Here is a 14773-nt window from a genome sequence, read left to right as displayed (position 1 = left end):
TAAACTCAAAGCATCACGGTATTGTGCGGAAAGATGTTTACGCTGTCGTTTTTCAGCTTCAACAAGGTGGATTTCGCTACCATATCCTATGAACACATCTACGAGGAAGACAAGATGATTCGTAATTCTTAGTTAACGCTCTTAATTACGAAGTCCGAATATTTCCCCCTACGTCAAATACTAAATCGTCAGGTAAGCGATCGCCAACTGGTCTTAACACTCCCCACCCATGCTTGAGGTTTTGAATAACGGCAGCTTGCTCTCCTATCTTCCTTTAAAGTTGTTACCTGTTCCCGATACATATGCAAAATAAAAACCCGTACTCTTGGAAGAATACAGGTTTTTATTTATTATTTAATTTGGTGGCGGGAAGTGGATTTGAACCACTGACCTTCGGGTTATGAGCCCGACGAGCTACCAGGCTGCTCTATCCCGCGTCGCTCTTGACTTTTCTAGTATAACCACAAAGTCTAGAGTTTGGCAACTATAAAAGCGATAATTCTCCAACAACTTCTAAACGCTTGTATTTGCCGAAGGTCATAAACTTTTCTGCGAGGGTTTCTGCGGCACTAGGGCTAATCCAACCCATCTGTTGCAGTAGGTGGATAGCTACTGCATACTTTGCCCGCTTTGCCCCATCTACGACTTTGATTGCTAACCCCATACCTTCACCCAACCTACCAATGCACTGTACGCCTTCAGCACCAGATTTACTGACTACTTCCCCAGGAGCTAAACGCATCAGTTCTGTATCAAATTCTCCATCTCCTGCCACCAAGGATGGATGATGAGTCATCGCACGAACGATGCGCTCCATATCCAAATTGTTACTAGAGGCTAGCAGCGCATATAAAGATGCCATTTGCCCAAGTTGCATTAGATATGTTGGTGCGCCACAGTCATCGTGCGCGCTGATAAATTCTTCAGCAGGCATTCGCAATAACTCTGCAACCTTACCCAAAATTAACTGCTGTACGGGGTGCTTACGGTCTAAGTAGTTATTTAAAGGCCAGTGGCGTTGCTGAGACACAGCTAACATTCCGGCGTGTTTACCAGAGCAATTGTATTCCAGTGGACTCCGTTTACCTTCAGGAATTGGGCATTGAAGAGCTGTGGGATCAACATCGGCACGCCAAAGGATGTTAAATACCTGTCTGACTTGCTCTATTCTTCCTTTATGAGAACTTGTAATAATTGCTAAATCGCGATCACTTAAATCGTAGCGTTCTAGTGTTCCGGTAGTGGTAACAGCTAGTGCCTGAAACGGTTTAAGGGCTGAACGAACAAATGTAGCAGTTTCAGCATTACCCGCAACGGATAACACCCGTCCTCTGTCATCACATACAGCCGCTTGGACTATATGCCGCGATTCGATAATCCCTTCTCGTAGTAGACGTACTTCCAGTACTGTGGCTTGAGTGCGTTTTCCCATTGTCATGGGTTAAAATTTATCTCTTTTATTATTTAGTTAAAAGTCAACAGTCTATAGTCTAGAGTTTATTGACTGTTGACTCTTGACTGTGGACTCTTTAAAACAAATGCCAAACTATAGTACCAATTACGTACATTCCCGCCAAGCCAGCGAATGTAAATTGTAACCGTTGGATAATTGGCTTAATCTCATATGTAACAATTAAGCGATCGCGAGTTAAAATTTCTTGCGGCTTGATCCAGGTTTGACCATCATACCAACCGGACTCTTCATAAAAGACAGTTGTGCTGTAGAGGCGATCGCGTACATAAAGCCAGCCTAGATACATACGTACTAATACGAAGATTACGCCTAGGCTGGCTCCTGCGGCTCCACACAGGACAAAATGTAGACTATATTTTTGTGGTGGAAAGCTTGCGGCTGCTACTGGCCCAGAGACTAGCCATGAAAAACCCCAAACCCAAGCTATGTTCGTGATGAATTCCCGCCAATTTAAGGTGCAATCACGAAACAGCCAGGAAGTTTTTAATTCTTCATACTCATTAAGTGGTTGTTGGTCTGTAGGAACTGGGCAATTTGACACCGAAGACCTCATCATGTTGGCTTACCCTCACCATCATCAGCTTCTGGAACGGCAATACGTTCTGCATGAACCCAGAACGCTTCTAAATTATAAAACTCCCGCTCTTTAGGCATCATGATGTGGACGATTACATCACCGTAATCTTGGAGTACCCAACTCCCTTCGGCTTTGCCTTCTGTTCGCAAGGGACGACGTTGTAATTCGGTTTCTACTTTATCTTCTACTGCTTGGGCGATCGCTCTGACTTGCACTCTAGAGTAGCCTGTCATCATCACAAAATAATCTGCTAGGTAAGATACATCTGCTACCCTCAGTACCAAAATATCCCCTGCTTTGCGGTCTGCTGCTGCTTCAGCAACAGTCACAGCTAATTGTCCACTCAAATCTTCTATTCCAGCCTCTAGGCTTTTAAGTGAACTGTTCATCTCCGACACAGATTTTAATGGGAAATTTCCTTGGATATAATCAGACATTCAACCTCAGGTGCTTGATTCCTTTTGTTTTACAATTACTCACAAACAACAATTGAACAACAACTGTTTTTTTGAATACTAACAAAAAAACGTATGTTTATGGAGTTGATTTTCAATTAACTGTCTGGATTGTAATCAGAATCACGCCAAATAGCTACTACCTAATGTGCCGATCACTATGGAACAGTAAACTTTTACCAAGAATTGTAGCGAATAATTTCCCGATGAAAACCTTAGGAGATCCAATATTCTACCTAAAGTATGAGTAAATAATATTATTTACTCATCTAAACTTTCAAATTTAATCGAATTATGTTTGCCCAGATAGCATATTTCGGCAACCTATACTGGGAATCATTGATAAAATTCAAGCACCCATGATATTTTTCAGGATTCATTTAAGCGCATTACAGCTATTAAGTTTTCCAAAGCCGACTTCTCTAATGCGCCATGATGAGTTTTCTCAGTGTTTTATGTATTTTCCTTACACTTCTTGTTTGGAAATAACCTTAACCTCAATTGCTTGGCTATCAGAGGTCACGGATTCAAATAAAGTCTCATAGTGATTTAAAGCTTGATCAAAAGCATATTGCTCTACAGCATATTGACGGCTGTTGTATCCCAAAGTTTTTACTTTTTCTGGGTGTTTATAAAGTTCTAAAATAGCATTTGCCAAAGATTGGGCATTTTCTGGAGGAACGATAACCCCACCGCCACTCTGCCTGACAGCCCTGGCTGCGGTACCATTTTCGGGTACAGATGCAACTAATGCCCGACCACTAGCAAGCAGAACTTGGATTTTTGAAGGCATATTGAAAGAGATAACATTCTTCTTCTGCACAACTAAACCAACATCAGCCGCAGCTAACATTTGGGGTAAATGTTCACGAGGTTGAAATGGCAGTAAAATGACATTATCTGCACCGCAGTCTAAACAATACTGCTGTAATCTTTGTAAACCTTTAGCTTCACCAACAATTACAAAAGCAATTTCTGGGATATCACGTAACGTAGCGGCAGCTTGAATTACAGTTTCTAAGCCTTGAGTTAAAGCAATGTTTCCAGAATACTGCACTACAAACTTACCGTTGAGATTATGTGCTTCCCGAAAAGGATTGTTTTCTTTGGGCAAAGGGCGAATAAAGTTCACATCAACCCAGTTAGGAATTTGCTCAATTTTGTCTGCTTTTACACCCTTAGTCAGCAAATTTTCCACAAACCCATCAGCAATAACGCTAACTTTTGAGGCTGAATGGTAAGCAAATTTTTCTAATGCAGCAAATACTTTAATCAGAAATTTATTTTTCAGAAGTCCGACATGAACGGCTGCTTCTGGGAGGATGTCTTGCAGATTAAGTACTACAGGGCAAGCACGTAACCACCCCAACAAAGCAGCAGGAATGCACACAGGTAGTGATGGTGATGTTGAAAGAATCACATCTGGTCGCCAGCCAAGCAAAGCAGGAAAGAAACTTGTGACCACGAAACTGGCATCTAGCATTATCCGATCTAATAGATTCGGTTGAGGGCGAATCCAAACATAACTGCGTTGGATTTGAACACCATTTTTATATTCATTTAGATAAAATTTGCCCCGATAACCTTCGTAAATTTGGCGTTCAGGATAATTGGGCATAGCTGTAACAACCCGCACTTCGTGACCTCGCTTGACTAGCCCTTCAGCTAATTCTGTCATCAACGGTGCAATACCAATTGGTTCTGGATAGTAGTTGTAAGAATAAATTAATATCCGCATAATAAATCAGTTAAAGTTCCTAGCTTTAATTGCAAAATTATTTTTCTGCATTTTGATCAGCCTAAATTTAATTGTGTCTTTAGTTTCTTGGTATGTCAGTAGCATTCATTGAAGATTAAGTAAAATTTGTTTATTACTACTGATATGGTACTGAGAACTAATTAAAACAGTAAATAATGCGTTATTAATAAGTAAAACCAAGTATAGACTTAACTATTTTTTACATTGTTCTTATATCAATTTCAGCAAAATCAAATCAGAGTTCATCGAAAATTAAGTGTCCAAAATAGCACTGCAATGCAGTTAATGTTAGAAAGCTAATTGATCAATGTGAAATTAGTCAGATCATCAGCAAGGGTTACAGTAAATACCGCAAGTTTCAACATTAGAAGTCAATATCTTAAATATCTAGATTTCATTATCCAATTTCGTCAAAGCTAATCAAAACACCTATGACTGGGAGTTAAACAAGTGCAAATTACTAAGCGCAATGTCGAGTTAAGAGTCGATGACAGCTTAATGCGTGTTTATGTCGCCTCTCCCAAACCAGATGGAACTTACCCAGGCATTTTGTTTTATAGCGATATTTATCAATTAGGTAGCCCAATGATTCGTCTGGTTAACTACCTAGCAGGATTTGGTTATGTTGTAGCTGCACCAGAAATTTTTCATCGGCTGGAACCAATAGGTACAGTTATTGAGCCGGATGATCTGGGTAGAATGCGGGGTAATGATGATGCGCGGCGAACAGCGATCGCAGAGTATGATGCAGATTGTCGTGCTGTAATTGATTTCCTCAAAACGGAAACTGCGATTAATCCTAATAAAATCGGGACTCTCGGCTTTTGCATTGGCGGACATTTATCTTTTCGCGCCGCCTTCCACAGCGAAATTAAAACTGCTGTCTGCTGCTACCCAACTGGTATTGCCAGTTGCAAACTCGGTAAAGGAATAGCTGATACTATCCATAGAGTTAATGAAATTAAAGGCGAAATGCTGCTGATACTTGGTACTCTTGATCCTCATATCCCTGAAAGCGATCGCCTCACCTTAATTAAAGCAATTGAAGATGCTAATATAACTCATCAAGTATTCTTATATGAAGCAGAACACACCTTCATGCGTGATGATGGTTATCGCTACGATGCAGCTGCGGCCACCTCTGCTTGGGCAGAAATTATCAGTTTTTTAGAACGTAGGTTTTCCAACCTCTAAGGTAGTAATGCACAAACGTACATACCTACAGTGAAGGGTGATCACCCTCATTGAAGATCAGTAAGTCTATGTTATTTTTTTACTAGAAATATTTAGGATGCTTTACGCTTTGCCTCCGGTTCATGGAGGCATTTATTTTTTTATTATGGTGATTAATTTTTGATGCCTGTGGTGGCAATACCGCGAATCAACTGACGCTGACCAATAAAAAACAGTATGATCACTGGTACTGTGGCAATCGTCACTGCTGCCATCATCAAAGGCCAATTATTTGTAAATTGCTCTTGAAACTCTGCCAACGCCAACTGTACAGTTCTTAACTCTGGGCGGGTGGTAAATACTAAAGGTTTAAACAAATCGTTCCACTCACCAATAAAGGTGAACAAAAATAACGTTACTAAAGCAGGGCGGGCTAGAGGTAATAATATTCGCCACAATATTTGCCACCTGTTCGCGCCGTCAATAGTGGCTGCTTCTTCCAGTTCTACAGGAATAGTTTGAAAATACTGCCTTAATAAAAATATGCCAAAGCCATTGGCAGCAGTGGGTAAAATCAGTGCCCCGTAAGTATTGATCAGGCTTCCCCACTTTAATACCAAAAATATAGGTATGACCAACAACTGAAAAGGTATTACTAAGGTAGCTAAGACAATTAGTAGCAGGGCCTGTCTGCCGCGAAATTTTAATCTAGCCAGGGCGTAACCAGCCAATGCAGAAGTAATTAACCCAAATGCGGTCACTGCGATTGCAACTAACGTAGAATTAGCAAATGCCAACAGGAACTTCCCTCGTTGCCATGCATCATGGTAGTTACCTAAAGACCAATTTTTAGACCATAGTTCTGGAGTTGCGCCTGGGGGTGCAAAAGATATGAGAAAAACAATCAAAAGCGGTAGTAAGACAATCGATGCTCCAAGTAGCAGCACTACTAAGCTAACAATATCGCCAGATGTTTGATTCCAATTTGATTTGGTCATAATTAGAGACAGCGGGGCCTAGAGATTAGAGGTTAGGGGCTAGAGATAATAGCAATATTGAGCATTGACAAATAACGATGACTCAACATTTGTTGCTTTAGTAGTAGAGCATCGCCCCCAGCAAAAGCTAATCTATTACATGGTGACTTGTTAAGTTAAATTAAACAACAGTGAAGATTACTCGAAATTCCTAGGGTAAATTAAACGTTAGTATCAATTAATTCATTGTACAGGAGTGAACATACCATGCAGCAGGTGGCAGCCGAATTAGCAATTGATTTCCACAGTGAAACTTACAAAGATGCCTATAGCCGCATTAATGCGATCGTGATTGAAGGGGAACAAGAAGCCTACGAAAATTACATTAAACTAGCCGAACTGCTGCCAGATAATCATGATGAACTGATTCGCTTGTCAAAAATGGAAAGCCGCCACAAAAAAGGCTTTGAAGCTTGTGGGCGGAATTTGCAAGTTGTACCAGATCTACAATTTGCTAAGGAGTTTTTTGCACCTCTGCACGATAATTTTAAACAAGCAGCAGCTGAAGGTAAAGTCGTTACTTGCTTACTAATTCAATCTTTGATTATTGAATGTTTTGCGATCGCTGCATATAACATTTACATTCCCGTTGCCGATGATTTTGCTCGGAAGATTACTGAGGGCGTAGTTAAAGATGAATACAGCCATTTAAACTTTGGTGAAGTTTGGCTCAAAGAAAACTTTGAAGCATCCAAAGCTGAACTTGAGGAAGCAAATCGCCAAAACTTACCTATAGTTTGGAAAATGCTCAATCAAGTAGCAGACGATGCCCAGATTTTAGCAATGGAAAAAGATGCTTTAGTCGAAGACTTCATGATTCAATACGGTGAAGCTTTAAGTAACATTGGCTTCACAACAAGAGATATCATGCGCTTATCAGCCTACGGACTTACCGCTGCTTAAAACAAGTCTGAAGTATGAAGTCTGAAGTATGAAATTTTAGACTTCGTACTTTATTGTATTTTTAAAGTTGAGTATTGTCACTTAGCTACTAACTTCCACGCTTTCGACGCAGCACACGCCTAATAAATCACTAATGTTTGGTCTAATTGGACATCTGACTAGTTTAGAACACGCGCAAGCGGTAGCTCAACAATTGGGATACCCAGAATACGCCGATCAAGGGCTAGATTTTTGGTGCAGCGCCCCGCCGCAAATTGTTGATCATATTAAAGTTACCAGTCTGACTGGAGAAACAATAGAAGGCAAGTATGTAGAATCCTGCTTTCTGCCTGAAATGCTGGCTAACCGTCGGATTAAAGCAGCAACCCGGAAAATTCTGAATGCTATGGCTCATGCTCAGAAGCATGGTATTGATATCACAGCTTTAGGTGGTTTTTCATCAATAATTTTTGAGAACTTTAATTTAGAACAATTTAGCCAAGTCCGCAACGTCACATTAGAATTTGAACGCTTCACTACAGGCAATACACACACCGCTTATATTATTTGTCGGCAGGTCGAGGCAGCAGCACAACAGGTAGGAATTGAACTGTCGAAAGCAACTATTGCTATATGTGGCGCAACTGGGGATATTGGTAGTGCAGTCACACGTTGGATAGATGCCAAAACTGATGTCAAAGAGCTTTTGCTCATCGCCCGTAACCAAGAACGCCTCAAAAATTTACAAGACGAACTAGGGCGGGGAAAAATCATGGCTTTGGATGAAGCCTTGCCGGAAGCTGATATTGTAGTTTGGGTAGCAAGTATGCCCAAAGGTGTAGAAATTGACCCTAAGGTATTGAAACAACCCTGTATACTTATTGATGGCGGCTATCCCAAAAATTTAGCGACGAAAATTCAGCATCCTGGTGTTCATATACTCAACGGCGGCATTGTTGAGCATTCTTTGGATATTGACTGGAAAATCATGCAAATCGTCAATATGGAAGTGCCAGAACGTCAGCTATTTGCTTGTTTCGCCGAAGCTATGCTACTGGAATTTGAGAAGTTACATACGAACTTTTCTTGGGGGCGTAATCAGATTACCGTAGACAAAATGGAGCAGATTGGTCAAGCATCGGTGAAACATGGCTTTAGACCACTGTTGCTTTAGTAAATCGGGGCTAGGGGTTAGAGGCTAGAGGCTAGAGACTGGAGTTTAGACCTTTAAAATTAAAATCAGCTTGCTGGCAATTATTTCTCATCCTGAAACCCTAATCCTTAGCACTATTTAATCTCTAGTCCCTAGCCCCTAACTTCTAGTCCCTAAATTCCAATTCCTAACTATGGCTACTACCGAGCGTAAACCACTACTGTTGGATTTTGAAAAGCCGTTAGCAGAACTCACAAACCGAATTGATCAGATTCGGCAACTTGCAGATGAAAATGGTGTTGATGTATCTGGTGAAATTCGCAAACTAGAAGCACGCGCCACAAAATTACGCGAGGAGATTTTCAGTACGCTATCCCCGGCTCAAAGACTGCAAGTTGCCCGTCATCCCCGTCGCCCTAGTACTCTTGACTACATTCAGGCAATTACCGATGAATGGATGGAGTTGCATGGCGATCGCTGTGGTGGTGATGATCCTGCTTTAATTGGTGGAGTGGCTCGTTTAGGTGGACAACCTGTAGTCATGTTGGGCCATCAAAAAGGGCGCGACACTAAAGATAATATTGCCCGAAACTTCGGTATGGCTACCCCTGGCGGCTATCGTAAAGCAATGCGACTGATGGAACACGCCAACAAGTTTGGGATGCCAATTTTAACATTTATTGATACGCCAGGGGCTTTGCCAACTGTAGTCGCGGAAAGGCAAGGTGCAGGCGAAGCCATCGCTTATAATTTGCGGGAAATGTTCTCGCTTGATGTGCCGATTATCTGCACAGTTATCGGTGAGGGTGGTTCTGGTGGCGCATTGGGTGTTGGTGTCGGCGATAGGCTTCTTATGTTTGAACACTCTGTCTACACTGTTGCTACCCCTGAAGCCTGTGCAGCGATTTTGTGGAAAGATGCTAGCAAGGCTCCGCAAGCGGCTGTCGCTTTAAAAATTACCTCCCACGATTTAAAAAATTTAGGGATTATTGACCAAATATTGCCTGAACCTATTGGTGGCGCTCATTCTGACCCTCTAGAAGCGGCAACCATCCTCAAGCAAGCACTTTTAGATAACTTGGACGAACTCAAACGATTAACATCTCAGGAAAGACGGCAACTGCGTTACGATAAATTCCGCAAAATTGGCGTTTTTACAGACGTTGCCCACTAAAAAGTTAAAGATGAGCATTAGTTGAATAGCAATGTTATAATTACCTGTGATTCGTAAAGATTTTTAACAATCTTTTCATTCACAGGTATTCTTATGTATGGTAAATCGGCTCAGTTAAATGAGAGATTTGTGTAGTATTTAGTTTGCGGCAAGTAGACAGTCTAAATTTCCAGATGAACAATTTAGTGTCATAACTGGGAAAAACTGACGAGAAAAATACCTACATTGACAATTAACTATAGCAATTGTCAAAAAAAATTATCGGAATTTAAGGTTAGTTTAATCTATCCAATCCGAAAGACTTGAATAATTTGGTGGCCAGGTGCTTGCGGAACTGCCAAAAAATTTGGAGAAAGCATGAGTATTGAGCAGAAACGACGTGCCTTAATTACTGGGGCAAGTAGCGGAATTGGCAAAGCTACCGCTTTGGCATTTGCCAAGGCAGGTATAGATGTTGCCTTAGTCAGCCGTTCTTTTGATAAGTTAGAGGCGGTAGCAACAGCAGCCAAGCAAACCGGAGTAGAAGCTAAAGCTTATACGCTGGACTTAGCCGATTTATCGCAAGTAGAAGCAAGAATAAAAGCGATCGCCCAAGATTTTGGCAACATAGATATTTTGGTAAACAATGCCGGAATAGTCTACACAGGCACTTTAAGTGAAACCAGTTTAGCCGACTGGCAGCAAGTTATTAACGTGAATCTTACCAGCGTATTTGAGTGCATTAAAGGAATTTTGCCAGGAATGCGCGATCGTGGCACAGGCATAATCATCAATGTGGCCTCAATTGCGGCCAAGCAAGCCTTTCCTGGATGGGGAGCCTATTGTGTCAGTAAAGCAGGAATCCTAACCCTTTCCCAAATTCTGGCACAAGAAGAACGCCCTCACGGTATCCGCGTTACTGCCATTTGTCCTGGTTCTGTTAACACAGAAGCTTGGGACAGTGAAACTGTTAATGCCAACTTTGACCGTTCAAAAATGTTAACTCCAGAAATTGTGGCTGACTCAATTCTCCATACTGCTTTGTTACCATCACAAGCAGTGATTGAGGAATTGATTTTAATGCCCAATGCAGGCACTTTTTAGTCATTAGTCATGAGTGAATCACAAAAACAAATGACCAATGACTATTGACTATTGACCGATAACAAACATCCAAAATCTAACTGTAAGTTACATCATGACTATTGCTAGTTCTAACGGTTCCAATCGTTCTCAATCTCCACTGATTCCTGATTTGGCAGATGCCATCGATACCAGACCCGATCGCAACACCCACGACGGACGACAACCAGATTTGCACACGCCTTCTGAGGAACAGATGGAGCAAATGATGGATGCCGTTAGAACCATGATCATTGGCGTTGGCGAAGACCCAGACCGCGAAGGACTTTTGAAAACTCCCAAACGCGTTGCTGAGGCTATGCGCTTTTTAACCAGTGGCTACAACCAATCATTAGAAGAACTTGTAAACGGTGCCATCTTCGATGAAGGCCATAACGAGATGGTATTAGTTCGGGATATTAACTTTTTTAGCCTGTGTGAACACCATATGTTGCCTTTTATGGGTAGAGCGCACGTTGCTTACATCCCCAACCAGAAAGTGGTCGGCTTAAGTAAGCTAGCCCGAATTGTGGAAATGTATTCTCGGCGGATGCAAGTTCAGGAAAGGCTAACTCGCCAAATTGCCGAAGCGATTCAGACGATTTTAGAACCTCAAGGTGTGGCAGTAGTCATGGAAGCTAGTCATATGTGCATGGTAATGCGGGGAGTGCAGAAACCTGGTTCCTGGACTGTCACCAGTGCCATGCTAGGTGTATTCCAAGAAGAACAGAAAACCCGCGAAGAATTCTTTAACTTGATTCGTCACCAACCATCATTCTTTTAGGTAGGGAATGGCGAATGGGGAATCGGGAGTAGTGAAACCACTCCCCACTCCCTACTTCCTACTCCCTAATTTTTTGAATAATTCTGCTACTTTATTTAAATCTTTATCTCCAGGTTGAATTTCTACGCCGCTTGATAAATCTATACCGTGAGGTTGAACCTGGCTTAAAGCTTCTAAGATATTTTCTGGTGTTAATCCCCCAGCTAAAAACCACGGGCTACTAGGATTAAATTTTTCTAGCATTGCCCAATCTAATGTTTGACCTGTACCACCCAACTGCTGAGGATGATAGGCATCTAGTAATAAAGTATCTACGTGTTGACTGTAGATAGATGCCTGCTCAAGATGCTCTAAATTACGTATCCTTAAAGCTTTTAGAATTTCTACATTAGGAATTTGTTGACGTACTTGGTTGCAAAAATCTGGTGTTTCATCTCCGTGTAACTGCACACCAGTTAAACCAGAATCATGAACGACTTGACTAATCTCCTCAATTTCAGCGTTGGCAAACACACCGATTTTGTCAATATCGTCTGGTAGCTGTGTCACGGCTTTCCGAATTTGGGTTGCAGTAACATAACGGGGCGAGGCTGGTACACAAATAAATCCTAGGGCTGTTGCGCCGCAAGAAGCGATCGCCGTAGCCTGGTGTGGTTGAGTGATGCCGCAAATTTTGACCCGCATATAATTCTAAAGAGCGAATTTTTGCTAATAATCTTTGGTTGCTTACTCAGTAATTCTATAATTTTGAAGGTTTCATGAATTTTGTCATTTAGGAGAAGAGACCTTGATGTTATCAAATTTACTGGCAGCAGTTGACACTGTTCCCGCTACCCCCGCGTGGACTCCTACAGTCGGAATCATTATTAGCATCAGCTGCATAGTCATCCTTTTGCTATCTACCAGAATTGAAAAACCTCAAGTAGGGCCAAAGTTACCTGTATTACCCGTGAGTGTGCCTACATTTATCGCGGCTATGGCTTTTGGTCATATTATCGGCGTTGGTATTGTTTTAGGGCTGACTAATATTGGTCGTCTGTAAATCGGAGTTGACAGAGAACTAAAACTCTCTGCAAATCCCCAATTCTGAAAACTCATTCTTGTTCTTTCTCCGGTAATGCGACTTTGATTTGTAGTTCAGTTGAAATTTTGCTCCTTTTGTTAACTAAAGACAGATGGAATAGCATATTTTTACTGACAACTAAATTTATTTGTTCTTACTGGAGAAAGAACAACGATTTTAACAATCATTTCTTGGATAAAAATTTTACAAGGCTAAAGCTGATTAATACTAAAAATCTCTGCAAAACAATAGTTTAAACATTATTTCTAATTTTTGTTACCGCTCATAGAATCTAGTATTCCAGAGACTTAATTGTCTATTCTGGAAGTAGGGGCCTATTCAACAACCGTTAATTAGGTGGTTGTTCTCTAGGGTTTTGATTAATTGGAGATTTTGAGTTTCAAAAAATACATAAATCTAGGATTAACTGCTGAACATATCTAGTTTTAGGACAATGTAATGCAAACAAATTGGAAAATCGGAAATTTATTCGGAATCCCATTATTTTTAGACCCTTTATGGTTCGTGATTTTAGGGCTAGCAACCTTAAATTTTGGGGTAGCTTACCAAGAATGGGGTTCTACTATAGCTTGGAGTGCAGGAATAGTCATGGCACTGCTGCTATTTGCTTCTGTGCTGTTACACGAATTAGGTCACAGTTTAGCAGCGCGATCACAAGGCATTAAAGTTAATTCCATTACTCTATTTTTGTTTGGTGGAATTGCAGCCATTGAAGAAGAATCGAAAACTCCAGGTAAAGCCTTTCAAGTGGCGATCGCCGGGCCTTTGGTAAGTGTTGGGCTATTTTTCTTATTGCGGCTGGTGGCAATGGCTATTCCTGATACTAGCCCGCTCAGTATTATGGTGGGGGACTTAGCAAGAATTAACTTAGTTGTCGCTTTATTTAACTTGATTCCTGGCTTACCGTTGGATGGCGGTCAGGTGTTAAAAGCAGCACTGTGGAAAGTAACAGGCGATCGCTTTCAAGCGGTACACTGGGCAGCGACAGCAGGGCAAATTTTAGGTTATGTGGCGATCGCCGCAGGATTTGCTGTAGATTTCTTCACTAGAGAATTAGTACTCGGTTTATGGATTGCGCTGATAGGTTGGTTTGGAATTCGTAACGCCAAAACCTATGACCGCGTAACTACTTTACAAGAATCCTTGCTGAAGATTGTCGCTAATGATGCAATGACTCGTGACTTTCGCGTAGTGGATGCTGATCAGACATTACGCGCCTTTGCCGACTCTTATCTATTAGATAGTGCTGCACCACAAATTTATTTTGCCGCTTCTGATGGGCGTTACAGGGGTATGGTTGCCATTGATGATTTACGCTTAGTAGAAAGAAGTGAATGGGAAACCCGCACTCTACACAGTATTGTCCATCCCTTGACAGAAATACCGACCGTTGCCGAATCAACTTCTATTGCTGACGTAATCAACAAATTAGAAAATGAACAGTTACCACGCATCACCGTGCTTTCCCCTGCTGGTGCGGTAGCTGGTGTTATTGACCGAGGGGATATTGTCAGTGCAGTAGCACAAAAGTTAGGTATTCCATTTACTGATGTTGAGATTAAGCGCGTTAAAGAAGAAGGTAGTTACCCGCCAGGGTTGCAGTTAGGAGTAATTGCCAAGTCTACTGTTAATTAAATTTTTAACCGCCGATGCACACGGATGAATAGACCTCTTGCATAAATCTTTTTTGTCTCGCGCAAAGGCGCAAAGACGCAAAGAAAAGCTCGCAAATATTGACTTGTGCAAGAAGTCGAGTTGATGATTCGTGAGTGTTGGCGGTTATTATTTGATTTTAGAATTTACTAGATTGATGAGACCTTACTTTTTGCTTTGCTGCTATCTGTCTAATGCGTTTAGTTTCGGCTGCATTAGGTATATGAGGTCTTTCACTTAATGCCTGTTTTAATTCTTCATAGGTAATCTTAATGCCAGAATCCCTAGAGGAATCATCTAACTCATAGATCATATAACCATAGTAAAGGAAATATTTAGAATAATCATTCTTGATTCTGAGAAGTTGCTTTGTATGTAGAGTTCTTAACCAATCTATTCCGTTCATTTAAATATTTAGAAGAATACAACTACTATTTTTTTACTATCTTCACTCTACTATATTGTCA

Annotated in this window: 16 protein-coding genes and 1 tRNA gene; 8 read left to right on the top strand and 9 right to left on the bottom strand. The window is 41.2% G+C overall.

Translation table 11 applies throughout. The features are described 5' to 3' along the window. Nucleotides 1-145: 145 nt before the first annotated feature. From H6G76_RS37265 to H6G76_RS24755, 6 genes are all read right to left on the bottom strand, one after another. Entirely contained in the window at nt 146-220 is a 75-nt protein-coding gene (locus H6G76_RS37265; protein ID WP_313934828.1) for a hypothetical protein, read from the bottom strand. A gap of 140 nt (nt 221-360) precedes the next feature. Beyond that, nucleotides 361-437: transfer RNA gene (locus tag H6G76_RS24775), tRNA-Met, on the bottom strand. A gap of 47 nt (nt 438-484) precedes the next feature. After that, a complete protein-coding gene (locus H6G76_RS24770; RefSeq protein WP_190706988.1) occupies nt 485-1438 on the bottom strand; it encodes an asparaginase in 954 nt (317 codons plus the stop codon). 91 nt (nt 1439-1529) lie between these two features. Then, nucleotides 1530-2030: a CGLD27 family protein gene (locus H6G76_RS24765; RefSeq protein ID WP_190706985.1), complete on the bottom strand. Its 501-nt coding sequence runs from the start codon at nt 2028-2030 to the stop codon at nt 1530-1532. Further along, entirely contained in the window at nt 2027-2488 is a 462-nt protein-coding gene (rsfS, locus tag H6G76_RS24760) for a ribosome silencing factor (protein WP_190706983.1), read from the bottom strand. The genes H6G76_RS24765 and rsfS overlap by 4 nt, the downstream gene beginning before the upstream one ends. Nucleotides 2489-2972: 484 nt before the next feature. Next, nucleotides 2973-4244: a WcaI family glycosyltransferase gene (locus H6G76_RS24755; protein WP_190706980.1), complete on the bottom strand. Its 1272-nt coding sequence runs from the start codon at nt 4242-4244 to the stop codon at nt 2973-2975. 471 nt (nt 4245-4715) lie between these two features. Here H6G76_RS24755 and H6G76_RS24750 point away from each other — a divergent pair, with 471 nt between their 5' ends. Continuing rightward, nucleotides 4716-5459 (top strand): dienelactone hydrolase family protein, encoded by a 744-nt coding sequence (locus tag H6G76_RS24750; protein WP_190706977.1) that lies wholly within the window; start codon nt 4716-4718, stop codon nt 5457-5459. A gap of 152 nt (nt 5460-5611) precedes the next feature. Here H6G76_RS24750 and H6G76_RS24745 read toward each other — a convergent pair whose 3' ends face one another. Then, nucleotides 5612-6436 (bottom strand): carbohydrate ABC transporter permease, encoded by an 825-nt coding sequence (locus tag H6G76_RS24745; protein ID WP_190706974.1) that lies wholly within the window; start codon nt 6434-6436, stop codon nt 5612-5614. Nucleotides 6437-6682: 246 nt separating this feature from the next. Here H6G76_RS24745 and H6G76_RS24740 point away from each other — a divergent pair, with 246 nt between their 5' ends. From H6G76_RS24740 to folE, 5 genes are all read left to right on the top strand, one after another. Further along, nucleotides 6683-7378, top strand: a complete 696-nt coding sequence (locus H6G76_RS24740) for an aldehyde oxygenase (deformylating) (RefSeq protein ID WP_190706971.1) — start codon at nt 6683-6685, stop codon at nt 7376-7378. Nucleotides 7379-7511: 133 nt separating this feature from the next. After that, nucleotides 7512-8531 carry a long-chain acyl-[acyl-carrier-protein] reductase gene (locus H6G76_RS24735; protein WP_190706968.1) on the top strand — a complete coding sequence of 340 codons (1020 nt, stop codon included), beginning with the start codon at nt 7512-7514 and terminating at the stop codon, nt 8529-8531. 172 nt (nt 8532-8703) lie between these two features. After that, on the top strand, nt 8704-9684 hold the full coding sequence (locus tag H6G76_RS24730) for an acetyl-CoA carboxylase carboxyltransferase subunit alpha (RefSeq protein ID WP_190706965.1): 981 nt from the start codon (nt 8704-8706) through the stop codon (nt 9682-9684). A 357-nt stretch (nt 9685-10041) separates the two neighbouring features. Beyond that, entirely contained in the window at nt 10042-10767 is a 726-nt protein-coding gene (locus tag H6G76_RS24725) for an SDR family oxidoreductase (RefSeq protein WP_190706963.1), read from the top strand. Nucleotides 10768-10861: 94 nt separating this feature from the next. Continuing rightward, entirely contained in the window at nt 10862-11569 is a 708-nt protein-coding gene (folE, locus tag H6G76_RS24720; protein WP_190706960.1) for a GTP cyclohydrolase I FolE, read from the top strand. Between the two features lie 51 nt (nt 11570-11620). On the opposite strand, the gene H6G76_RS24715 is transcribed toward folE, so the two are convergent. Next, nucleotides 11621-12253 (bottom strand): phosphoribosylanthranilate isomerase, encoded by a 633-nt coding sequence (locus H6G76_RS24715; protein WP_190706957.1) that lies wholly within the window; start codon nt 12251-12253, stop codon nt 11621-11623. Nucleotides 12254-12359: 106 nt separating this feature from the next. On the opposite strand from H6G76_RS24715, the gene psaK reads away from it, so the two are divergent. Together psaK and H6G76_RS24705 are read left to right on the top strand one after the other, a co-directional pair. Next, nucleotides 12360-12611, top strand: coding sequence for a photosystem I reaction center subunit PsaK (psaK, locus tag H6G76_RS24710; protein ID WP_190706954.1), 252 nt, complete (start codon nt 12360-12362; stop codon nt 12609-12611). Between the two features lie 480 nt (nt 12612-13091). After that, entirely contained in the window at nt 13092-14288 is a 1197-nt protein-coding gene (locus H6G76_RS24705; RefSeq protein ID WP_190706953.1) for a site-2 protease family protein, read from the top strand. A gap of 157 nt (nt 14289-14445) precedes the next feature. Here the strand turns inward: H6G76_RS24705 and H6G76_RS24700 are convergent, their stop codons facing one another. After that, complete coding sequence (locus H6G76_RS24700) at nt 14446-14712, bottom strand: hypothetical protein (protein ID WP_190706950.1); 267 nt, start codon at nt 14710-14712, stop codon at nt 14446-14448. Nucleotides 14713-14773 lie beyond the last annotated feature (61 nt).

The sequence above is a fragment of the Nostoc sp. FACHB-152 genome, from assembly GCF_014697475.1.
GTDB lineage: Bacteria > Cyanobacteriota > Cyanobacteriia > Cyanobacteriales > Nostocaceae > Nostoc_B.
Note: the sequence above shows the minus strand (reverse complement) of the source record. Positions and strands in the feature narration are given on the sequence as shown.

Bases quoted from the DNA above. Each gene is read 5' to 3' on its own strand.
- rsfS (WP_190706983.1), bottom strand. From the start codon at position 2,488: ATGTCTGATTATATCCAAGGAAATTTCCCATTAAAATCTGTGTCGGAG.
- H6G76_RS24725 (WP_190706963.1), top strand. From the start codon at position 10,042: ATGAGTATTGAGCAGAAACGACGTGCCTTAATTACTGGGGCAAGTAGC.
- folE (WP_190706960.1), top strand. From the start codon at position 10,862: ATGACTATTGCTAGTTCTAACGGTTCCAATCGTTCTCAATCTCCACTG.
- H6G76_RS24735 (WP_190706968.1), top strand. From the start codon at position 7,512: ATGTTTGGTCTAATTGGACATCTGACTAGTTTAGAACACGCGCAAGCG.
- psaK (WP_190706954.1), top strand. From the start codon at position 12,360: ATGTTATCAAATTTACTGGCAGCAGTTGACACTGTTCCCGCTACCCCC.
- H6G76_RS24740 (WP_190706971.1), top strand. From the start codon at position 6,683: ATGCAGCAGGTGGCAGCCGAATTAGCAATTGATTTCCACAGTGAAACT.
- H6G76_RS24770 (WP_190706988.1), bottom strand. From the start codon at position 1,438: ATGACAATGGGAAAACGCACTCAAGCCACAGTACTGGAAGTACGTCTA.
- H6G76_RS24705 (WP_190706953.1), top strand. From the start codon at position 13,092: ATGCAAACAAATTGGAAAATCGGAAATTTATTCGGAATCCCATTATTT.
- H6G76_RS24755 (WP_190706980.1), bottom strand. From the start codon at position 4,244: ATGCGGATATTAATTTATTCTTACAACTACTATCCAGAACCAATTGGT.
- H6G76_RS24715 (WP_190706957.1), bottom strand. From the start codon at position 12,253: ATGCGGGTCAAAATTTGCGGCATCACTCAACCACACCAGGCTACGGCG.
- H6G76_RS24700 (WP_190706950.1), bottom strand. From the start codon at position 14,712: ATGAACGGAATAGATTGGTTAAGAACTCTACATACAAAGCAACTTCTC.
- H6G76_RS24765 (WP_190706985.1), bottom strand. From the start codon at position 2,030: ATGATGAGGTCTTCGGTGTCAAATTGCCCAGTTCCTACAGACCAACAA.
- H6G76_RS24730 (WP_190706965.1), top strand. From the start codon at position 8,704: ATGGCTACTACCGAGCGTAAACCACTACTGTTGGATTTTGAAAAGCCG.
- H6G76_RS24745 (WP_190706974.1), bottom strand. From the start codon at position 6,436: ATGACCAAATCAAATTGGAATCAAACATCTGGCGATATTGTTAGCTTA.